Raw genomic sequence first — 20,483 nt, forward strand, 5'->3', positions numbered from 1 at the left:
GTGGGCCGGGGCTTCCGGTGGAGGCGGTGCGCTCAGGGCCGGGGACGGCCCCAGGCCTCGGCGACCGTCGCCGGGTCCGTGTAGACCGCGCCCCGGGCCAGGGAGACCGCCGCCAGCAGGTCGGTGAGGCAGTAGGACTCCGCGCTGTTGGTCCAGTGCGAGCGCCAGTCGGCCCCGGTGCAGTCCCACTGCTGGCCGCTCGCGGAGATCCGCCGGCCGCGCAGGAACTTGTAACCCTGCGCCACCTGCCAGTCGCCCGCCCCGCCGCTCAGCCGGGCCGCCAGTTCCTCGGGGGAGGTGTAGCGGCGGGGGACGGCGGTCAGGCCGGGTGCCCAGTGGTAGCAGGTCAGCGTGGGGTCGTTGCAGTGGCCCGACGGCCAGCTCCAGGTGCTCTGGAAGTAGGGCGGGGCCGCCGACCGGTTGCCGCCGGTGCCGTACCGGCGGCCGAAGGCGAAGCAGGTCGCCACCACGTCCCGCTGGATGGCCTCGGTGAGCTGGTCGTTGGGGTAGTTGAACAGCCCCCACGCCCGGGTGTGCCCGCGCGCCGCCAGCGCGGTCAGGGAGCCGCAGGACTCGGTGCGCTGCTCCGCCGGGGTCAGCGCCGTCATGTTCGCGTAGGTCGCCCCGTGGCTGACGAACCGCCAGCCGTGCGCGGCCTGCAACCCCGCCAGCTCGGCCCAGCCGGCGTAGTCGGTGAAGTTCGGGGTGCAGTGGCGGCCGGCCTCCAGCGCCCGGTTCACCACGATCGTGCCGGTGGCCCGGACGCCCCGGGCGGTCAGCTCCCGGGCGACCTCGTCCAGCGGCACGGCCCCCGGCACCGGCCGGCAGGCGTGGTCGACCACCCCCCACTGCGACCGGCTCAGCAGCAGCGTCGTGTATCCGGTGCCGTCCGGCCGGTGGTCGAAGCGCACGTTCGGCCGCCCGCCGCCGGGGGCGCTCGCGACGTTGCCTGCCGCGTCCAGCGCCTCGACGTGCACCAGGTAGCCGCCCGGCGCCGGCGGGGTCCAGTCGTAGGACCATTCCACGGACCGGGTGCCGGGCCGGACCGTGGCCGGGACGATCCGTCGGTAGGCGCCCCAGCCTTCGCCGGGCCGCCACCACCGGCCGGTGGCCCGGTCCATGATCCCCACGTAGACGGCGGTGACCGCCACGTCGTCGGCGGCGGTGCCCGCGATCCGCACGGGGGAGCCGAGGACGGCCTGCCCGGCCCGGGGGGCGGTGAACGCCGCCTGGGGCGCGGTGGTGTCGGCGGGCGCGGGGGAGGCCGCGAACCCGAGCTGCGGCGGGTTCGTGACGCTCCGCCCGGCGCCGTCCACCGCGGTCACCCGGAGGGCGAAGTCGCCGGGCCCCGGCGGGGTCCAGGAGAACGTCCAGCCGGTGCCGGTGAAGGTGCGCCGGTCGCCCGTCACCGCGGTCGTCGCGCCGGGCACCGGCCCGGTCGGCGCGGCCGGGTGCCGGACGTACTCGCCCCAGCTCCCGTCGGCGTGCCACCACCGGCCGGTGGTGCGGTCCTGGACCGCGGCCCACACCTCGGCGACGCCCCGGGTGTCGGTGGCGGTTCCGGTCCAGGTGACCGCCCGGCCCGCGGGGTGGGTGCGGCCCGGCTCGCCGGCGATCTGGACGGCGGGGTCGGCGCCGTCCCCGGCGAACCGGCGGTACGGCAGGTCGGGGTCGGTCTGGCCGGCGGTGTCGCGGGCCCGGACCTGGAAGGCGTAGTCGCCGTCGGCCGGCGGGGTCCAGGTGTACGACCACCCGGTCAGCGCCGTGCCCGGGGCGGCGAGCGCGGCCTGCTGCCACTGCTGGCCGCCCCAGCTCCCGTCGGCGTGCCACCACCGGCCGGTGCCGCGGTCCTGCACGGCGATCTGGACCTCCCGGACCCCCATGTCGTCGGCGGCCAGCCCGCGGGCGGTCAGCGGCGTCCCGGCGGGGACGGGCTGGTCCTGTGCGGGCTGGGCGAGCGCGGCGGCCGGGCGCTCCCGGGCGGGCAGGTCGAGCGCGGTGAACCGGGCGAACGGCGGGGTGGGGTCCGTCGCCCCGGCGGGGTCCGCGGCGAACACCTGGACCAGGTAGTCCCCGCCGGCCGGCGGGGTCCAGGTGTAGGACCACGCGGTGCCGGCCAGCGCGGCGGGGTGCCGTTGCTGGTCGCCCCAGGTTCCGTCGCCGCGCCACCACAGCCGGGTGAGCCGGTCCTGCACGGCGACCCGGACGGACGCGGCGCCGCTCGCGGTGCCGTGGAAGGCGAGGGCCCCGGTCCGGTGCAGGGTGTCCTGCCCGGTGGGGGCGGTGATGGCGGCGTCCGCCGCCGCCCGGCCGTGCGCCGGGGCGGCCGGCAGCGCGGCGGTGACCAGCCCGGCGGCGGCGAGGGCGCCGGAGAAGGTGAGGGCGCGGCGGTCAGTCACGTCGCTTCACCCGGCGGGCCACGGCGGCGATCGGGGTGGGCAGGAAGACCAGCCCGAGCAGGCCGAGCGCCGCGACGTACAGCGCCCAGGGCACCCCCGCCGACTGGGCCGCCTTCGAGACGTTGCTCGCTGCGGCCGCCGCCTGGGTGGGGCTCACCGACTGGTTGACGCCGGCTGTGGGGCCGGCGGTCCCGGCCGCGGCGGTCGTCGCGCCCGGGGTGGCGCTGCCGGGCCCGCCGGGCCCGCCGGCGCTGCCCCCGGTGCCGCCACCGGCCGCGGCCCCGCCGCCCCCGGCGCCGCCGCCCCGGCCGGTCCGGCCGGCCTCGCCGCACTGGGTGCCGTCGGGCAGCTTGAGGCTCTCGTAGAACTGCCCCCACTGGGCCGGGTTGCCGGGGATGGCCGGCCGGCCGGGCACGCCGCCGAGCGCGCTGAAGCCCTGCTGGATCAGGTTGGTGGGCAGCGGCGAGTAGCCCAGCGCGGCGGCCTTCTTCTGCCCCTCGGTGATCGAGTAGAGGATGAACCGGCCCATCGCCTGGCCCTTCTGCGGGTCCAGGCCCTCGGTCGGCAGGATCACGTAGTTGTAGCTGGAGATCGGGTACGCCTTGGCGTGCGGGTGGTCGTAGACCCGGTCGAGGTTGTAGGTCCCGTCGCCGTTGCGGTCGGCCCGGGTGAGCGCGACGGCCTGGTGGCAGGGTTCCGGCAGCAGGTAGTTGCCCGCCTGGTTGCGCACCCGGGCCACCGGCACGCCGCGCTGTAGGGCGTACGCGTACTCGGCGTACCCGATCCGGTCGGCGTAGCGCTGCACGTGGTTGGCCAGGCCGTCGGAGCCCGTCTTGTAGTCGGTGTCGGCGCGGCCCTGCGGCCACTTGTCGGTGGCCGAGCAGATGCGCGAGGTGCAGTCCTCGGCGGGCTGGTGCTGGCCGGTGCGCGACCGGCCCTCCATGAAGGTCCGCCACCGGCCGGGGTCCTGCTTGCTGAGGTACTCGGTGAAGACCGAGGTGGTGCCCGAGCCCTCGGTGCGGACCACCGAGCGCGGCTGGGTGTGCGGCAGCCGGTTGCGCAGGTGCGGGTTCTCCGCCGCGATGGCGGGGTCGTCCCAGTACATCCGGGCCTCGCCGTGCTCGGCGGCGAAGTAGCCGTTGGTCAGGATGCGGACCAGCAGTTTGCCTGACAGTTGCAGGTCGGTGATGGGCCGTCCGGCCCGGTCCTTGAGGTTGTAGAGGATCGCGGTGCCGCCCGCCACCAGCGGCGCGTAGGTGTACTTGAAGTTCGGCACGTTCTCGTCGCCGAGCCCGCCCGGGAAGCGGTACGACACGTCGCTGGAGGCGAAGTCGACGAGCCTGCGGGCGAACTGGTCGCGTCCGGCGGTGGAGCCGATGGGGTTGAAGTTGACCCGCAGGCTCTGGGAGCGGGCGACGTCGGCGGTCCACTGCTGGATCGCGACCGCCGCGAACGTGGAGCCCGACCCGCTGACCGCGGGCAGGGCGGACGAGGCCGCGGCGGGGGAGGGCGCGGCCACGGCGGCGAGCGCGCAGACGGTGCAGAGCGCGGTCGCGGAGGTGACGGACTTCTTGATCATTGCGGGCTCCTATCCGAACCGGCCGTGCACGTAGTCGGCGGTCCGCGGGTCCTCCGGGTCGCCGAACAGCCGCTCGGTGGGGCCGGACTCGACGACGCGGCCCGGCTGGTCCTCGGCGGCGAGGAAGAAGGCGCAGCGCTGGGAGACCCGCTGGGCCTGCTGCATGTTGTGCGTGACGATGATGATCGTGACCTGTGAGCGCAGCTCGCCGATGGTCTCCTCGATCCGCCGGGTGGAGGTGGGGTCGAGTGCCGAGCACGGCTCGTCCATCAGCAGCACTTCGGGCCGCACGGTCAGCGACCGGGCGATGCACAGCCGCTGCTGCTGGCCGCCGGACAGCCCGCCGGCCGGGGCGCGCAGCCGGTTGCGCACCTCGTTCCACAGCCCGGCCCGGCGCAGGCTGTCCTCGATCAGGCCGTCGCGGTCGGTGGCCCTGGTCCCGGTCAGCCGCAGCCCGGCGGCCACGTTGTCGGCGATGCTCATGGCCGGGAACGGGTTGGGCTTCTGGAAGACCATGCCGACCCGCCGCCGGACCTGGGTGACCCGCAGCGTCCCGCCGTAGATGTCGTCGCCGTCGAGCAGTACCGAGCCGGCCAGCGAGGCGCCGGGGATGATCTCGTGCATCCGGTTGAGGGTGCGCAGGAAGGTCGACTTGCCGCAGCCGGACGGGCCGATCAGCGCGGTGACCGCGCCCGCCCCCATCTCCAGGTTCACGTCTTCGAGCACCTTGCGGGTGCCGAACCAGGCGCTCACCCGCTCGGCGCGCAGCGTGCCGCCCTCGGCCGCGGCCGGCGCCGGCGTGGTGGGCGTGGACGCTTCAGTGGTCATCGCGGGGTCCGTTCCTGTCGGGGCTTGGCGGCGGGCTCGGTGGCGGGCTTCGGGGCCGGCCGGCGGACCCGCGCGGTGCGGGGCCGGCCGAGCAGCCGGGCGAGGACGAAGAGCACGAGCACCAGGGCGAGCAGCACCAGGGCGCCCGCCCAGGCCCGCTGCACCTGGGTGTCCTGGGAGCTGCTGACCTGGTTGTAGACGAACAGCGGCAGGTCGTCCTGCTGGCCGGAGAACACGTTGGCGTTGAGGGTGGACGAGCCGAACGCGGTGAGGATCATCGGGGCGGTCTCGCCCACCACCCGGGCCATGCCGAGGATCACCGCGGTCGACAGGCCGGCCCGGGCGGTCGGGAGCACCACCATGAGCACGGTGCGCCACTGCGGCGCGCCCAGCGCGAGCGACGCCTCCCGCAGCCCGCCGGGCACCACCCGCAGCACCTGTTCGGCGGTGATGGTGACGGTGGGCAGCATCAGCACGGCCAGCGCCAGGCTGCCCGCGAAGCCGGAGAACCCCCAGCCGAACTGCAGGATCAGGATCGAGTAGACGAACAGCCCCGCGACGATCGACGGCAGCGCGGTCATCGCGTCGGCGACCAGGCGGGTGGGGCGGGTGAGCGGGCCGCGCACCTCGTTCAGGTAGACCGCGGTGAGCACGCCCAGCGGCACCGAGATCAGCGTGGCCACGCCGAGCTGCTCCAGCGTGCCGATGATCGAGTGCATGGCGCCGCCCTCGGTCGCCGCCGACAGCGGCCCGGTGACTGCCAGGGTCTCGGTGAAGAAGTTGAGCCGCAGCACCGGGGCACCCTTGTAGATCACGTAGCCGATCACGCCGAGGATCGGGGTGACGGCCGCCAGCGCGCCGGTGGTGATGAGCACGCCCATCACCCGGTCCGCGGCGATCACCGGGCCGTGGCCGTCCCGGGTGATCAGCCAGTAGGCCAGCAGGAACAGCCCGTACCAGCAGACCGCGAAACCGACGGCCTGCACGGTGAACGGCATCAGCCGGGCGAAGATCAGCCAGGTGATCGCGAACGAGGTGACGGCCGCGCCGGCGAACTCCGCCAGGTCGGCGCCGGCGCCCGTCCTGGTGCGCCGCCGGGGGGCCGGCCGGGGCGCGGCGATGGGCTGGGTCGTCATGCTTCGACTCCCGCTCCGGATCGGGACCGGCTCACCACGAGCGCGGCCAGCATGTTGATCACGAATGTCACGGCGAACAGCGCCAGGCCGGCGGCCATCAGCGCGCTGAGCCCCATCGTCTGCGCGTCCTTGAACTGCACCGCGATGGCGCTGGCGACGGTGATGCCGCCGTTCTCCAGCACCCGCGGCTTGATCTCGAAGGTGACGCTGAGGATCAGGGTGGCGGCCAGCGTCTCGCCCAGCGCCCGGCCCAGGCCGAGCATCGAGCCGCCCACGATCCCGCCCCGCCCGAACGGCAGGACGACCGTGCGGATCATCCCCCAGCGGGTGGCGCCCAGCGCCAGCGCGCCCTCGCACTCGTGCCGCGGGGTCTGCGACAGCACCTCGCGGATGATCGAGGTGGCGATCGGGATCGTCATCAGCGAGATCACCAGCCCGGCGTTGAACAGGGAGGCGCCGATCGCGGCGGCCCGCATGAACGGCAGGCTCCCGCCGAGCTCGTCCACCGCCCACTGCTCGATCGGCAGCAGCAGGGGGATCAGGAAGAACAGCCCCCAGATGGCGAAGATCAGGCTCGGGATGGCGGCCATCAGGTCGATCAGCGAGGTGAGCGTCTGCTTGATCCGGCGCGGCGCGTACTCGTTGATGAAGATCGCGGTGGCCACCGAGACCGGGAACGTCACCGCCATCGCCACCAGGGCGGTGACGAACGTGCCGAACAGCATGGCGGACACCCCGAACCGGGGCTGCTGGCCGTCGGGCCGCCATTCCTTGACGGTGATGAACGACCAGCCGGCCTCGCGCAGCGCCGGCATCGCGCGGATCAGCAGGAAGACGCCGATCAGCACGATCAGGGCCAGCGTGACGGCCGCGGCGGCGGTGGCCAGCGAGCGGTACAACCGGTCGCCGCGGGTGAGCCGGGTCTCGATCTTCCGGCGTTCCGGGCCGGCCTCCGGCACGGCGGTGGAGGGTGCCACGGCCGGTCCTTTCTGGGAGTTCGGTTGCAGGTGGGCTCAGTGTCGAGGTCCGCCGCTGACCGCGGTGGGACGTGCCGGTAAACGGGCGCCTAAGGCGCAACGGCGCGAAACGGCAGGGCGGGCACAGCCATTGCCAGCGGGTACGTCCCGGCGTTTCCCTGAGTGCGGTTTCTGCGCGAGACGCGGGCACGCGGCTCGGGGCTTCGAGGGGCGGACGAAGATGCTCAGAAGGACATGGCGGGCGACACTCGCCGTCGGCGTGGCGGCCGCTCCGGTGGTGGTGGCCGCCCCGGCGGCGCAGGCGGTGGGCGAACCCGTCGTGGAGGTGTGGACGGCCGCGGCCGACGGCACCCGGATCGACGGCAAGAACACCGCGCGGGTGACCCCCGGCCAGACGGTGAACGTCCGCTGGAGCGGCTTCCGGCCCAACTCCACGGTGGTTATCAGCCAGTGCCTGGCCCCGATCGCGGCGAAGAACAACTACGGCGCGGTGTCCTGGGTCTACGACCGCTACTGCGCGCACCAGACCCGGTTCCGGGCGAACACCGGCCCGGACGGCACGGGCACGGCGAGCTACCCGGTCAAGGTCGGCAAGTACGCCCCGGTCGTCATCACCGACACCGGCAACAGCGAGGTCCAGAACGAGTCGTTCAAGTGCAACGGCCAGGCGGACGGGCCGGTCACCAACGACTGCGTGGTCGTGGTCAGCGAGTGCGAGTGGAGCCAGCCCCTGGAGCTGTTCCAGGTGACGGGCCAGCCGGTCACGCTCCGGCCCCGGGCGCCCCGGCCGGGCGTCACCGACCCCTCGGTGGCCGCCGCGAGCAGCTGGATCAAGTTCGGCGGCAACCCCGACGGCACGCCCGCCACGACGCTCTTCCCGGCACCGGAGTGGCCGAGGCTGCCCGACCCGCCACAGCCGCCGGAACTGCCGCCGCTGGGCGGCGACCCGGTCGGCGCCCCGATCCAGGGGGCGGGCTCGGTCAACACCGGCACCCTGCTGGACGCCTGGCTGGCCGGGGTGCGCCGGCTCGCCCAGCCCGCCGACGTGGACTTCATCCGCGGCACCTCCTTCTTCGGCGCCGAGCAGCTCCGGGCGGGCTTCCAGAGCGGGTTCACCGCGGGCGCCGACTACGCGGTGACGGGTGTCCCGTTCACCGCCGAGGAGGCGGGCGGCGCCGTGGTGTACGCGCCGATCAGCCTTACCGCGCTGGCCGTGGCGTACGCGGCGGAGTACGGCGGGACGGGGCTGAACGACATCAGGCTGGCGCCCGACGCGCTGGCCATGATGCTCGGCGACGGTGACGGCGTCGCGAGCGGCAACTGGTCCGACGGCCCGACCATCCCGGGGCCGACCGGCGCCGACAACGGCGGCTGCGACCTGCCGGTCCTCACCACCCAGCCGATCTACCGCAGCGGCAAGTCCGCGCAGAACCAGGTGCTGTCGTCGTGGCTGTCGGCGACCCTGCCTGCCGAGCGGTTCCGGACGTTCTTCGTGTCCGAGCCCGGCTCCGCCGAGCTCTCCCCGACCCGGGCCGCCGCTAGCCGGTCGTCGGAGAACGGCTCGCAGGGCGCGTACAACATCGCCACCCGGTTCGGGAAGGCGGTCGCGGCCGACCCGAACAACCCCGGTGACGTCGCGCGGGCCCGCACCGAGCGGCTGCGCGTCGGGCCGGTCGGCTACACCGACGTCACCGAGGTCGGGATCATCCGGGAGAAGGGGCTGCCGCTGCCGGTGGCGCCGTTGAAGAACGCCGCGGGCAAGTACGCCGCCCCGACCAAGGAGTCCATCCTGGACGCCTATGCGGTGATGCGGCGCGCCGCCGACGGCACGCTGGCCCCCACGTTCGACCACCCCGACCGGCCCGGCATGTACCCGCTGCCGATGGCGCACTACCTCGCGGTGCCCCGGACCGACGCCCAGGGCGCCAACCCGATGCCGATCGCCAAGCGGAAGACGCTCGCGGCCTTCATCCAGTACGCGGTGGGCGACGACGCGCAGCGCCGCGTCGAGGAGCTGGGCGGGGTGCCGCTGCCGGAGGAGCTGCGCAAGCAGGCCCGGGACGTGGCCGCCATGCTGCTGCGGCCCGACCCGCCGAAGAAGGGCGGCAACGGCGGCGGTGGCGGCACCGGGGGCGGTGGCACCGGCGGTGGCGGCGGTCTCGGCGGCGGCTCGACCACGCCGACGGGCGGCCTCGGTGGCCCGGCGCCCCAGCCGAGCGCGACGCCCGCCCCGTCCTCCCCCGCGCCCTCCGCTCCCGCGGTCCTGCCCGTCAGCAACCCCGGTACGGTGCGCGGCGGCAAGATCCCGGCCGCCACCGGCGTCGTGCCCATCGCGATCATCGTGATCATCGGCGCGGCGGCGGCGGGCCTGGGCGGCGGCTGGCGGGGCTACCTGATCTGGCGCGGGCGCCAGGCCGGGCGGTCATGAAGGCGCCCGAAAAGCCGATGACGTCCGAGCCCAGCGGGCCACTCCGGGACGCCGAGGAGATGCTCGGCCGGTTCGAGTCGCTGGTCGAGGGGCTGGCGAGCGGCCCGCCCGGGGTCGACCGGGCACCCGCGCTGGTGGTCGCCGGCAAGGTGTCCGCCCTGCTCGGGCTGGTCGAGACCGACGCCGACCCGGCGGTCCGCCGCCGGGTCGCCGGGCTGCGCGCCCGGCAGGAGGCGGCGCTGCTGCGGCTGGGCGGCCTGGGCGGGCTGGGCGGGACGCCCGCCGCCGTGCCGCCCCGGCAGGGTCTGGTCATCGACCTGTCCGGGCTGCGCGGCCCCGAGGGGCTGCGCGGGCTCGGCCGGGCGGTCACCACCTCGCTGATGGTGATGGGCGTGCTGCTGCTGGCCTTCGCGGTCTACTCGGTGGCCTTCGGGCACCTGCTGTACGAGCGGGACCAGCGGCTGATGCTCGACCGGCTGAACCGGGACTTCCAGGAGTCCGCCGCGATCGCCGCCGCGTCCGTGGCGGGCGACCGGAACCTGGCCGCCGCCCCGGCCCGCGGCACGCCCGTCGCGCTGCTGGAGATCCCCCGGATCGGCGTGCGCGAGGTGGTGGTCCAGGGCACCGGCACCAAGGAGCTGCGCAACGCGATCGGGCACTACCGGCCCTCCCCGATGCCGGGCCAGGTCGGCAACGCCGTCCTCGCCGGGCACCGCAACCTGTACGGCCGCCCGTTCGCCCGGCTGGGCGAGCTCCGGGCGGGCGACACCATCGCGGTGACCACCCAGGAGGGCCGGTTCAGCTACACGGTCGAGCTGAGCGAGAGCGCCGGCACCGGCGACCAGGACTTCCTGTCGCAGGGCACCTTCGTCAACCGGCTCACGCTGCTGACCACCGCCCCGCACGGCGAGGGCGGCCGGTTCGCCGTGGTGTCCAAGCTGCAGGGGAACGCCGCGGCGCTGAAGATCCGGGACGACCGGCAGCTCAAGTCCGACGAGCTGGGACTGGGCCGCGACTCCAGCGGCTGGTGGCCGACGCTGGGCTGGGGGCTGGCGATGCTGGGCACGCTGGTCGTCACCTCGCTGCTGTACCGGCGCTGGCGCAGGGTCTCCACCTACCTGATCACCACCCCGCCGCTGCTGGCGGTGGGGCTGCTGTGGTTCGAGTCCGTGGCCCGGCTGATCCCCTCGACGTTCTGATGCGGCGGACCGCCGGGGCCCTCGCCGACCAGGCGCTGTCCAGCGTCACCAATGTGGCGCTCACCATCGTGGTGGCCAGGGAGGTGGGCCCGGCCGGGCTGGGCGGGTTCGCGGTCGCGTACGCCGCCTACCTGATCCTGGTCGGGCTGTGCCGGGCGGTGACCTGCGAGCCGCTGCTGGTGCGGTACGACACGGGCTCCTGGCGGGCCGGGGCCGCCGCGGCCACCGGGACGGCGCTGGTCGCCGGAACGGCCGGCGGGTTCGGGCTGCTGGCGGTGGCCGCGGTCCTCGGTGGGCCGGCCGGGGCGGCGCTGCTGCCGCTGGCCCTGCTGCTGCCGGGGCTGCTGGTCAAGGACGCCTGGCGGTTCGTCTTCGTCGTTGCGGGCCGGCCCGGCCGGGCGCTGCTCAACGACGGGGTGTGGGCGCTCGGCCAGGCCGTCGCCCTCGGCTGGGTGGTCGTGGCCGGCCGGCCGTCGGCGGGGGCGTTCGTCGCCGCGTGGGGTCTGGCGGCCCTCCCGGCCGCGCTGTTCGGCGCGGTGCAGTCCGGGGTGTGGCCGGCCCCGCTGCGGGCGCGCGGCTGGCTGCGGGAACACCGCGACCTGCTGCCCGGCTACACCGTCGACTTCGCCGCCCGGATGGGTGGCCGGCAGATCGCCTTCCTGACGGTGGGCGCCCTGGCCGGGCTGCCCGCGCTGGCCGCGATCCGGGCCGCCGAGGTGCTGTTCGGGGCGCTGAACGTGGTGCTGCAGGCCGTCCCGATGCTCGCCGTCCCGCCGGCGGTGGCCGCCTGGCGCCGGTCGGCGGCGGCGCTGCGGGTGCTGGTGCGGAACCTGACCGCCGGGCTGGTCGCGCTGGCCCTCGGCTACGGCGCGCTGGCGCTGCTGGTGCCCGACCCGGTGGGCCGCGCCCTGGTCGGCGAGACCTGGAGCGGGGCCGAGTCGGTCCTGCTCGCCCAGTGCGCGCTGTTCGTCACGATCGCCGCCGTCGCCGGGCCCGCCGTCGGGCTGCGGGCGCTGGGCGACGCCCGGCGCGGGGCGACCGTGCGCCTGCTCGTGGTGCCGCTGTCGGTCGGCCTCGGCGCGGCGGGCGCCTGGTCGGCGGGCGCCTCCGGCGCGCTGTACGGGCTGGCCCTGGCCAACCTGGCCGGGCTGGTGCTGTGGGTGCGGCTGTTCCGGCGGGCGCTGACCCCTGTTCCCCAACCGGTGTGAGGAGAGAGATGGAGCTGATGGAATTCGGGCGGCGGCACCGGGCGCTCGTCGTCCCGCTGGCGGCGGTGCCGCTGCTGGCCGCCGCGGCCGGGGCCGGCTGGGCCGCGGCCCAGCCGGCGGAGTACCGGCACGCCGTGGACGTTCAGGTGCCCGCCCCGGGCCCGCAGGCCAGCGCCGCCGCCGTGGAGCAGAGCGTCTCCACCTACCGCACCCTGATCTCGTCGTCCCGGGTGGTCGCCGCGGTCGAGCGGCAGACCGGGGTGCGGGCCGCCACGGTGCGCGCCGGGCTCGACACCCAGCGCCCGGCGCAGGGCGCGCAGCGCGGCACGCTGGTCCGCGTCGTCTACGTCGGCCCGGAGCGGACCCGCGCACCGGAGATCACCCGGGCCGCCGCCGTGGTCGCGCTGGACGAACTGGTCCGGCCGCTGCTCGCCACGGCACGGCAGACCGAGACGGAGGCGGCGGCCACCGTGGACGCCGCGCGTTCGGTGCTGACCGCGCTGTCGCGCAGGTACGGCGGGCTGCCCACCGAGGAGTACCGCTCGCTGCAGAGCCAGGTGGCCGCGCTGGAGGCCGAGCGGGACGCCCCCACCGGAAACCGTTCGCCCGGGGACGTCGTCCAGGCGATCGAGAAGCGCAAGCGGCGGCTGGCGGTACTGGCCCCGCGCGTCGTCGAGGCCCAGGCGTTGCAGGACCGGCTCGCCCAGACCAACCGCAAGCACGCCGACGCCCAGCAGGTCACCCGCGACCTCCAGGCCCGGCTGACCTCGGCGGACGCGGCGCTGGCGCCGAGCGCGGCGCGGGCGTTCCCGGTGTCCCGCACCCCGGTGGTGCTGCGCACCGCCGCGGTCGGGGCCGGGGTCGGGCTGCTCCTGGCGGTCGTGATCTTCCTGGTCGCCGCGCCGCGCCGCCGCCCGGTCCCCGTCCCGCCCGCCGAGACCGGGCCCCGGCCGGAGCCGCTGCGGCTGACCTGAGGGGTTCCCGGTCCCGGGTCAGACCGGGTAGCCGAGCCGTTCCAGGTGCGGGGCCAGGGTCTTGTCGAGCGTCGCGACCTGTGCCGGGGACAGGTCGGTGCGGAAGGCGTCGGCGCGCCCGGTGGCGAACGTGTACCGGGCGAGGCCGCGCTCGAAGGCCCGGTCCGGCTCCAGCCCGAAGAACCGGAGCATGCGGGTGAAGTGCTCGGCCGGGTCGGCGACGACGTCCTCGTACCGGACCTCCAGCCAGCGGTCGGCGGGCAGCGCGGCGCGGGCGGCCTCGTGCGCGTCCATCAGCATGTTCCAGCCGATCCCGGCCAGCTGGACGTGGCAGCGGCCCGACTGCTCCCACTGCCGGGCGTACGGTTCGGGCAGCGGGCCGAAGTGCCAGCCCGCCGGCCCGAGATGCCCGCGCCACCAGGGCATCCGCAGCCAGGACGCGGCGACCGCGCGGCCGTCGCGCACCACGTGCACGAACCGGGTGCCCGGGAAGACCTCGTGCAGCAGCCCGGCCCGCGGCCAGCCGGTGAACTTGTGCAGGTAGACGGGTGCGCCCGCGGCGGCGGCCCGCTGCTCGAAGAAGGCGCGCAGCCGCCCGGCCAGCCAGGGGGTCGCGTCGCCGGCGACCAGGTCCCGGAAGGGGTCGACCAGCAGCGGCGACACCTCGCGGGTCAGCGCGCGGTACCCCTCGGAGGGGGCGAACCGCAGCCGCCCCTTCGCGCTGAGGGCGGGCGGCAGCCGCCGGTACAGCGTGCCGCCGTGCCGCCGGACGGCGCCCGGGCAGCGGGCGTACCGGTCGTCGATGTTGGTCAGGAAACCGACCTCGGGATGCCGGGCCAGCACCTCGTGGACGAGGGTGGAGCCGCAGCGTCCGCTGCCGAGGACGAAGCCGAGCACGGGGCCTCCCTGGTGCGAGCGCGGCGGGGTCCGGCCCCCTGGGAGGCCGGACCCCTGGCGTCGCGCCGCCGATCGAGTTAGGTCAGTTGACGTCGGTGGTGGTGCACTTGTTGGCGCCGGGGTTGGAGTTCACCTTGACGAACCCCGCCTGGGCGATGATGTTGTCGATCTCCAGGCCCCAGTTGCGGTCGGTACCGGCGTGCTCGGTGCCGGGGCCGGGGGCGCCGACCGGCTTGCTGTGCAGGCCGTTGGGCTTGCAGATCCAGCCGTTCTCACCGATGTAGCCGAGCGCCCACGGGGTCGCCGCCGGCAGGTCCCGGCGGTAGACGTTGTAGAGCGTCCGGTTGTACTGGTAGGTGCCGTCCTGGATGGTGGTGGTGGTCGGGGCGATGGCGTTCACCGAGACCAGGTCGGTGGTGGCCGGGTCGCACTCGGACGCACCGGAGGCGTACTTGCCGAAGGACAGCCACCACAGGGAGCGGCCGCGGTCGGTGGGGCTCAGCGCGTTGATCGGAGCGCAGGCGTTCTCGAACAGGATCTGGCCGCCGGTGCCCGACACGCAGGTGTTCGGGTCGCCGCCCAGGAAGGACTGGAAGGTGGCGTAGGTGCCGGAGCTGGTCTGGATGCCGTGCACCATGATGTTGGTGCCGGCGGTCCCGCCGAAGTCGCCCCAGTCCTCGGTGCAGCCGTCACCGGAGACGTCCAGGAAGATCTCCCGGAGCTGGGCGTGGGTCAGGCTGGTGGCCGGACCCGAGGCGCCGCCGTTCCACTTGGGAATGGCGATGGCGTCCTTGGCGAAGCCCACGTACCGCAGCGGGTCGTTGGGGTTCGCGCACTGCGACGGGAGGCTGCCCGGGCCGGAGGAGGACCGGGCGTAGTTGATGTCGTACACGCCCGGGGTGCCGTCGTTCTTCTGGCAGACCATCCGCAGCCCGGCCGAAGAGCCCTGCGGGAACAGGCTGACCGCCACGTCGTGGTCGTAGTTCTCGGTCCGCACCGCGCCGGCCTGGTCGGCCGGGTCGCACTCCATCTGCGGCACGGCCGGCGGCACGCGCAGGGCGCAGCCGGGCGAGAAGTTGTACGCGGCGTCCAGCTTCTGCATCAGGTCGAAGGTGGTGTCGGAACCGGCACCACGGATGAACGGGCTCACCTTGCCGTCGGTGAACGGGGGAAGGGCCGCGGACGCGGGCACGGCGAGCGCGACCGCGGCGACCAGCCCGACGAGGACGGCGAGAGAGCGCCGCCCGAGCCGGGGCATTCTGAACTTTCTGGCGTCCTGGGTGGTCTCAGACATGAGACTCGAGTCCTCCTGGGTGAGGGCTAATCCCGGATGGGATATCCGGGATTTCTGTCGCAACGCGACGCCGAGACTGATATTCATCCCTGAAGGCCGCCGCACCAACCAACGGACAGGGGAGGCCCGACGAACGCTTGACGCCAGGCCGGGACGGCTTGTTAATTTCCCGGACGCCTTGCCCCGGGCGCGGCGGAAATGGAATTCCCGTAGCCTGGAATTCATCGGGTGACAATGCACCGGACGTTCCTCGATCTTCCCTGCCCGGCAGCGTGCCCCGCATGAGGAAGGTGCTGCTCACACTGGTCCTGCTGGCGGTGGCCGGCTGCGGCGGGCAGGCTCCGCCCGAGGAGCGGGCCCTGCCGCCGGTGGTCTCCACCGAGCTGGCGGCCGGCAAGGTCGTCCGGCTGACCGAGGCCGGCCCGGTCCCCAACCGGCTGATCGCCGGGCCGGGGGACACGATCACCTGGCGCAACGAGTCGGCCAAGCCCCGCGTCGTCAGCCTGCTCGACGGGACCCCGCCCTCCAAGGAGATCCCGCCCGGCGGGCGGTACGAGCGCGCCTTTCCCACTTCCGGCACTTTCGCCTACCGGCTCGACAACGCCAAGAAAGGTACCGCCGGGGTCATCGAAATCAATCTGCCCGCGGTTCCCGGCGTTCCTCGCTGAGCCGATTTCCGGCTGACGCATAAATGGCGTCGAGCGCGGCGAGATGGGTGTCCGGGGCGAACCTGGTGGTGGCGACGTCCCGGGCGGCCTTCCCGTAAATGTCCCGGGCCTGTGCGGAGAGCAGGAATGGCGCCGCGGCCTCCGCGAGGGCGGTGGGGGAGTCCGGCTGGACCAGCCGCCCGGTGACGCCGTCGGTGATCAGTTCGGGGATGCCGCCCAGGTTGGCGCCGATGACCGGGGTGCCGCAGGCGAACGCCTCCAGGATGGTCATCGGCTGGTTCTCGTACCAGCGGGACGGCAGCAGCAGCGCCGCCGCCGAGTTCATCAGTTCGAGCACCCCCGCCTTGGGCAGCCGCCCGTGGAAGGTCACCTGGCCCGGCGCGGTCGCCTCGGCGAGCGCCGTCAGGGCCGCCCGCTCCGGGCCGTCCCCGGCGATGTCGAGGCGGGTGCCCGGCGGCAGCACCGGCAGCGCCCGGATCGCGAGGTCGACGCCCTTCTCGTGGCTCAGCCGCCCGGCCACCACCAGCCGGCCGGGCACCGGGTCCACCGGCGCCGGGCCGGGCGCGACGAAGTGGTCGAGCACGGTCAGCCGGTCGGGGTAGACCCCGGCGTCGATCAGCTTCATGGTGAGGAACCGGCTCGGGCAGACGAAGACCCCGACCGGGTTGTACGCGCCCAGCCGCCGGTGCGCCCAGCTCTCCACCGCGACCGCGGCGCTGGCCGCCAGCGAACCGCCCTTGCAGCGCCGCCGGACCGCCTGCCGGAACCCGCCGCCCACGCACGCGGTGCAGATGCGGCCCTGGTCGAGGAACGAGTACGACGGGCAGGCCAGCTTGTAGTCGTGCAGGGTCATCACCACCGGCACCCCGGCGGCGCGCAGCGCGGCCAGCACCGAGGGGGAGAGCTGGTGGTAGATGTTGTGCGCGTGCGCCACGTCGGGCCGGAAGTCCGCGATCACCTGGGCCAGCCCGCGCCGGGCGCTCGTCGACCACAGCATCCGCCCGGCCCCGGAGATCTTCCCGGTCACGCCCGGCGGCAGCGGGTTCATCTCCAGGTGGGCGGGGAAGCGGGCGGCGTACGCCGCGGGGTCGTTCTCGGGGTGCGTCATGGCGTAGAACGCGACCTCGTCGCCCCGCGCCCGCTGCCGCTCCGCCAGGTCGAGCATGTACGACTCGGCGCCACCCCGCCGGTACAGGAACTTGTTGACGTGCAGCACTCTCATCGAGGTTCTCCCGAGGCGATCCCGGCGAAGACGAGCAGGTACCAGAGCACGGCCACGGAGGTCAGCACGTTGTCGGCCACCGCGAACAGCGCCAGCGCGGCCACGCACCCGGCGAAACCCACCGCGACCCCGCGGGCCAGCGGCGACCGGGCCTCCCGCAGCGCCCGGCGGGCGGTCAGCGCCAGCGCCGCCAGCAGCGCCAGGCAGGCGAGCAGCCCGACCAGCCCGGTCTCCACCAGTGCCCGCAGGTAGTCGTTGTGGACCTCCCGGCCGAGCAGCGCCCGCGCGGCGGCCGGCCCGACCCCGGTGACCGGGTTGGCGCCGACCAGGTCCAGTGCCCGCCCCCAGTGCTCGAACCGCCAGGACAGCGAGCCGGCCGGGTCGGACAGGTCGGACAGCCGGGCGGTCACCGACGGGACGGCGACCAGGACCACCGCGCCCGCCGCGGCGAGCCCGACCAGGATCCGCCGGTCCTGCAACAGCGCCACCACGACCAGCCCCAGCGCCAGGGCCAGCCAGGCGCCCCTGGCGTAACTGAAGACCAGCGCGAAGCCGAGCCCGGCGCCCAGGAGGAAGAGCCCGGCCCGGGGCAGGGCCGGCACGTGCGGCAGCAGGGCCACCCCCATCACCAGGAGCAGCGCGCAGAAGATCCCCAGCATGTTCGGGTGCCAGAACGTGCCGTGCGCCCGGAGCACCCCGTGCACGTCCACCAGGCCGTTCCCGGTGCCGACCTGGTGGACGGTCGTCAGCACCGGGAGCACCGCGGCGGCGAACACCGCGAGCAGCAGCGGTTCCCGGCGGCCGGGGTCGTCGGCCACCAGCCGCCGGACGACCAGCAGCATCACGACCAGCGCCGCGACGCGCATCACCTCGCCCGCGCTCGCCCCCGCGGCCCGCGACCCCACCGCGCCCAGCGCCGTCGCCCCCAGCAGGCCGAGCATCGCCCACGGCAGCGCCCGCCCCGCGGCGCCGCCGGGCCCCTGGACGGCGAGCCAGGCCGTGCCGGCGACCACGAACAGGACGCCGAGGATCGTGCCCGGGTCGAGCAGCCCGGAGACGGTGGCCTCCCGGGAGGTGTCCAGCGCCCCGCCGAGCTTGACGGCGTCCAGCGCGGACCGCAGCACCAGCACGGCCAGCACGAAGTGGAAGAACCGCGTCAGCGCCAGCCAGCCCAGCGCCGCCGCCCCGGCCAGTGCGAGCGGCAGCACGGTCGCCGCGCGCGGCGCCCCGCTCGCGACCTGCACTCCGGTGTAGGCGGCGGCTCCGGCCGCCAGGCCCCCGGCCCACCAGACTGCTCGGGGGATCGGCGGGTGGGTCGAAACGGTGGTCATGGGCGGCCTCGAAGTTCAGGGAGCGGTCTGGTCGAGCCAGGTCAGGGCGGCGTTCAGCGGGGCGCGCAGGCTGAGCAGGACGGGCGTCCCGCCGACCTGGACGTCCCCGGCGGTCCAGGGCCGGGCGGCGCCCGGCAGCGGGGTGGACTCGGCCGGCCCGGGCGGGCGGCGCAGCGGGCGGGTCCGGCCGTCGGCGCTCCACAGCACGAGCGCGGTGGTGCCGCCCCGGTCCACGGCGGCGCCGCGCAGGCCGGCCCGGGCGACCGGGTGCCAGGTGCCGCCCCGGGTGCGCTCGCGCAGCGCGTCCAGCACGGCGGACGCCGGCCGGGCGGTCCCGTCGGTCCCGTACAGCCCGCGCCAGCGTTCGGTCGGCGCTATGGTCCCCGGGGTGTGCACCAGCGGCAGGTACACCACCAGCCGCACCCCCGCCGCCAGCAGCGTCGTCGCGAGCTGGGCGGTTTCGGCGGCGTGCCGGGCCGGGTCGTAGGAGCCGCCGGGCCAGAACGAGCCCGCCTCCCACGCCTCGACCGGCAGGTTCGCGGGGAGCCGGGCGCGCAGGTACGCCAGGACGTCCCCGGCCTGCCGCCACGGGTCGTAGTAGTGCAGCTGGAAGCTGTCGAAGATCTTCGCGCGGCCGAGTCCGAGCACGGTCTCGTGCGCGGTGAGGATCCGGTGGCCGGCGGTGCCCGCGCGGGCGGCGCGCAGCCCGGCCGCGTCACGTACCGGGGGCAGCCGGTCGTTCACGCGGCGCGCGTAGTACGCCCGGTAGAGGGCGACCGCCCGGTCCTGCCGTCCCGAGTCCTGCAACGCGGCGGCGGCGGCCAGCCCGTGCCCCGAGCTGGCCAGTCCCGGATCGGTCACCCGGGCGCGCGGGTCGGCCTCGCGGACCGCGGCGGCCCCGGCCCGCGCCACCGCCGCGTACGCGCGCGGATCGGCGCCCCAGTGGGTGGCGGTGTCGACTTCGTTCTCGATGGCGTACCGGTGGACGCCGCGCCGCGCGTACCGGCCCACCAGGGTGCGGACGAAGGCCCGGTACGCGGTCAGGTCCGCGGGCGGGTGGGAGGGGGCGGTCCGCGCGGCGGCCGCCGCGGGCCGCCCGGAGGCCCAGCACGACCCGATCCGGATGCGCAGCAGCAGCTCGTACCCCTGGCCGAGCGCCGTGTCGACCGCCCGGTCCTCCATCGTCCAGCGGAAGGTGCCGGGCGCGGGCTCCACCGCGCACCAGGTGATGTCGTGGAAGGTGCCGCCGCCCCGGTAGGCGCCGACCGCGGGCGCGTACCGGTCGATCGGCCGGTAGGAGTTCCACTTCAGCCCGAACGGCTGCTCCAGCCGGGTGGGCGGGGGGACGGCGGGGGCGGGCGCCGGCGGCGGGGCCGGGTCGCCGGTGCAGCCCGCGACCAGCGCCAGCGCCGCCGCGACGGCCGCCCCCCGCGCGATCCCGCTCACCGGTAGCCGTACCGCTGCCGGACGGGGGACGTCGCCGCGGCCACCAGCCGCCGCTGGGCGGCCGGCATCGCGCGCCGCCACTCGTCGTCGAGCCGTAGCTCGATCCGGCCCGACCGGTGCCGGTCGGTGTTGCCGGCGACGGTGTGCGTGGGGGCCAGCGTGCCGACCCGTCCCGTCACCGGCAGGGCGGCGGAGGCCGCCCCGGCCAGGCCGGCGATCCGGCGCAGCCAGGGCTCGGGCTCGGCGATCAGGTCCTCGTACCGGACCAGCAGGTAGCGGTCCGCGTCCCCGCTCCACAGCCGGGCGGCGGCGAGGTTGCCGGCCCGCCACAGCAGCGCGCTGGTGACCGGGGGACGGGTGACCATGGTCTCCCTGGACTCCTTGACCCGCAGCCAGGACCAGGCCACCGCGCGCGGGTCGCGGACCAGGTGGACGTACCGCAGGTCCAGGCCGGGCAGCCGGGACAGCAGCCGCCCGTAGGTGGCGGGCTTGGTGGTGTCGATGATCACCCGGGCGCCGGTGACCTCGGCGACGGCCGGGTAGAGCCGGCCGAGCGGGGCCGCGGCGGCCACGGCGGCCCGCTCGCCCGGCAGCCGCCCGGTGATCGACAGGGCCTGCACGGCCCGGCCCCGGGAGGTCCGCGCGTGCAGCCGCCGCAGCGCCTCCGTCTCGGGCGCGTCGGGGCCCCCGTACGCCCGGGCCAGGACGTCGCGCCACACCGGGCAGTGCCGCACCGGGGCCCCGCAGCCGCAGTCGCCGCCGGCGGCCAGGCCGCGCTCCCACAGGTAACCGGCCTCGCCGACGTTGAAGAAGCCGTCGATCTGGCCGAGCAGGCCGCCCAGCAGGGTGCTCCCGCTCCGCCCGGCCCCGGTCACGTGCAGAACGACGGTCATGGTC

At 75.3% G+C, this 20,483-nt stretch carries 16 protein-coding genes; 5 read left to right on the top strand and 11 right to left on the bottom strand.

The window, feature by feature from the left end:
• Positions 1–32: 32 nt before the first annotated feature.
• From DPM19_RS30645 to pstC, 5 genes are read right to left on the bottom strand one after another with little or no spacing between them, the layout of a single operon-like run.
• Positions 33–2,399 carry a hypothetical protein gene (locus DPM19_RS30645; protein WP_111871573.1) on the bottom strand — a complete coding sequence of 789 codons (2,367 nt, stop codon included), beginning with the start codon at positions 2,397–2,399 and terminating at the stop codon, positions 33–35.
• On the bottom strand, positions 2,392–3,978 hold the full coding sequence (locus tag DPM19_RS30650) for a substrate-binding domain-containing protein (RefSeq protein ID WP_111871574.1): 1,587 nt from the start codon (positions 3,976–3,978) through the stop codon (positions 2,392–2,394). The genes DPM19_RS30645 and DPM19_RS30650 overlap by 8 nt, the downstream gene beginning before the upstream one ends.
• Positions 3,979–3,987: 9 nt before the next feature.
• Complete coding sequence (locus tag DPM19_RS30655; protein WP_111871575.1) at positions 3,988–4,806, bottom strand: phosphate ABC transporter ATP-binding protein; 819 nt, start codon at positions 4,804–4,806, stop codon at positions 3,988–3,990.
• On the bottom strand, positions 4,803–5,942 hold the full coding sequence (pstA, locus tag DPM19_RS30660) for a phosphate ABC transporter permease PstA (RefSeq protein WP_111871576.1): 1,140 nt from the start codon (positions 5,940–5,942) through the stop codon (positions 4,803–4,805). The genes DPM19_RS30655 and pstA overlap by 4 nt, the downstream gene beginning before the upstream one ends.
• On the bottom strand, positions 5,939–6,919 hold the full coding sequence (gene pstC / locus DPM19_RS30665; protein WP_199485368.1) for a phosphate ABC transporter permease subunit PstC: 981 nt from the start codon (positions 6,917–6,919) through the stop codon (positions 5,939–5,941). Before pstC ends, pstA begins: the two co-directional genes overlap by 4 nt.
• A gap of 220 nt (positions 6,920–7,139) precedes the next feature.
• Between pstC and DPM19_RS30670 the strand changes: the two genes are divergently transcribed.
• From DPM19_RS30670 to DPM19_RS30685, 4 genes are read left to right on the top strand one after another with little or no spacing between them, the layout of a single operon-like run.
• Positions 7,140–9,347 (top strand): type 2 periplasmic-binding domain-containing protein, encoded by a 2,208-nt coding sequence (locus DPM19_RS30670; RefSeq protein ID WP_146779058.1) that lies wholly within the window; start codon positions 7,140–7,142, stop codon positions 9,345–9,347.
• 17 nt (positions 9,348–9,364) lie between these two features.
• Positions 9,365–10,546, top strand: coding sequence for a sortase (locus tag DPM19_RS30675; RefSeq protein ID WP_158566948.1), 1,182 nt, complete (start codon positions 9,365–9,367; stop codon positions 10,544–10,546).
• On the top strand, positions 10,546–11,754 hold the full coding sequence (locus DPM19_RS30680; protein WP_111871579.1) for an MATE family efflux transporter: 1,209 nt from the start codon (positions 10,546–10,548) through the stop codon (positions 11,752–11,754). Before DPM19_RS30675 ends, DPM19_RS30680 begins: the two co-directional genes overlap by 1 nt.
• A gap of 8 nt (positions 11,755–11,762) precedes the next feature.
• Positions 11,763–12,728, top strand: coding sequence for a hypothetical protein (locus tag DPM19_RS30685; protein WP_111871580.1), 966 nt, complete (start codon positions 11,763–11,765; stop codon positions 12,726–12,728).
• Positions 12,729–12,746: 18 nt separating this feature from the next.
• Here DPM19_RS30685 and DPM19_RS30690 read toward each other — a convergent pair whose 3' ends face one another.
• Both DPM19_RS30690 and DPM19_RS30695 read right to left on the bottom strand, forming a co-directional pair.
• On the bottom strand, positions 12,747–13,625 hold the full coding sequence (locus DPM19_RS30690) for a sulfotransferase family protein (RefSeq protein ID WP_111871581.1): 879 nt from the start codon (positions 13,623–13,625) through the stop codon (positions 12,747–12,749).
• Positions 13,626–13,707: 82 nt separating this feature from the next.
• Positions 13,708–14,919 carry a substrate-binding domain-containing protein gene (locus DPM19_RS30695; protein WP_146779059.1) on the bottom strand — a complete coding sequence of 404 codons (1,212 nt, stop codon included), beginning with the start codon at positions 14,917–14,919 and terminating at the stop codon, positions 13,708–13,710.
• Positions 14,920–15,200: 281 nt separating this feature from the next.
• Between DPM19_RS30695 and DPM19_RS30700 the strand changes: the two genes are divergently transcribed.
• Positions 15,201–15,587 (top strand): cupredoxin domain-containing protein, encoded by a 387-nt coding sequence (locus DPM19_RS30700; protein WP_146779060.1) that lies wholly within the window; start codon positions 15,201–15,203, stop codon positions 15,585–15,587.
• Here the strand turns inward: DPM19_RS30700 and DPM19_RS30705 are convergent.
• From DPM19_RS30705 to DPM19_RS30720, 4 genes are read right to left on the bottom strand one after another with little or no spacing between them, the layout of a single operon-like run.
• Positions 15,553–16,809 carry a glycosyltransferase gene (locus DPM19_RS30705; RefSeq protein ID WP_111871584.1) on the bottom strand — a complete coding sequence of 419 codons (1,257 nt, stop codon included), beginning with the start codon at positions 16,807–16,809 and terminating at the stop codon, positions 15,553–15,555. The genes DPM19_RS30700 and DPM19_RS30705 overlap by 35 nt on opposite strands.
• Entirely contained in the window at positions 16,806–18,140 is a 1,335-nt protein-coding gene (locus DPM19_RS30710) for an O-antigen ligase family protein (protein WP_111871585.1), read from the bottom strand. Before DPM19_RS30710 ends, DPM19_RS30705 begins: the two co-directional genes overlap by 4 nt.
• 15 nt (positions 18,141–18,155) lie before the next feature.
• Entirely contained in the window at positions 18,156–19,586 is a 1,431-nt protein-coding gene (locus DPM19_RS30715; protein WP_111871586.1) for a hypothetical protein, read from the bottom strand.
• Complete coding sequence (locus DPM19_RS30720) at positions 19,583–20,479, bottom strand: sulfotransferase (RefSeq protein WP_111871587.1); 897 nt, start codon at positions 20,477–20,479, stop codon at positions 19,583–19,585. Before DPM19_RS30720 ends, DPM19_RS30715 begins: the two co-directional genes overlap by 4 nt.
• Positions 20,480–20,483 lie beyond the last annotated feature (4 nt).

The sequence above is a fragment of the Actinomadura craniellae genome (genome assembly GCF_003289645.1).
Classification (GTDB): domain Bacteria; phylum Actinomycetota; class Actinomycetes; order Streptosporangiales; family Streptosporangiaceae; genus Actinomadura_D; species Actinomadura_D craniellae.

Coding starts and splice junctions, on each gene's coding strand:
- DPM19_RS30650 (WP_111871574.1), bottom strand. CDS start 3,978: ATGATCAAGAAGTCCGTCACCTCCGCGACCGCGCTCTGCACCGTCTGC.
- DPM19_RS30655 (WP_111871575.1), bottom strand. CDS start 4,806: ATGACCACTGAAGCGTCCACGCCCACCACGCCGGCGCCGGCCGCGGCC.
- pstA (WP_111871576.1), bottom strand. CDS start 5,942: ATGACGACCCAGCCCATCGCCGCGCCCCGGCCGGCCCCCCGGCGGCGC.
- DPM19_RS30670 (WP_146779058.1), top strand. CDS start 7,140: ATGCTCAGAAGGACATGGCGGGCGACACTCGCCGTCGGCGTGGCGGCC.
- DPM19_RS30675 (WP_158566948.1), top strand. CDS start 9,365: ATGACGTCCGAGCCCAGCGGGCCACTCCGGGACGCCGAGGAGATGCTC.
- DPM19_RS30680 (WP_111871579.1), top strand. CDS start 10,546: ATGCGGCGGACCGCCGGGGCCCTCGCCGACCAGGCGCTGTCCAGCGTC.
- DPM19_RS30685 (WP_111871580.1), top strand. CDS start 11,763: ATGGAGCTGATGGAATTCGGGCGGCGGCACCGGGCGCTCGTCGTCCCG.
- DPM19_RS30695 (WP_146779059.1), bottom strand. CDS start 14,919: ATGTCTGAGACCACCCAGGACGCCAGAAAGTTCAGAATGCCCCGGCTC.
- DPM19_RS30700 (WP_146779060.1), top strand. CDS start 15,201: ATGAGGAAGGTGCTGCTCACACTGGTCCTGCTGGCGGTGGCCGGCTGC.
- DPM19_RS30705 (WP_111871584.1), bottom strand. CDS start 16,809: ATGAGAGTGCTGCACGTCAACAAGTTCCTGTACCGGCGGGGTGGCGCC.
- DPM19_RS30710 (WP_111871585.1), bottom strand. CDS start 18,140: ATGACCACCGTTTCGACCCACCCGCCGATCCCCCGAGCAGTCTGGTGG.
- DPM19_RS30720 (WP_111871587.1), bottom strand. CDS start 20,479: ATGACCGTCGTTCTGCACGTGACCGGGGCCGGGCGGAGCGGGAGCACC.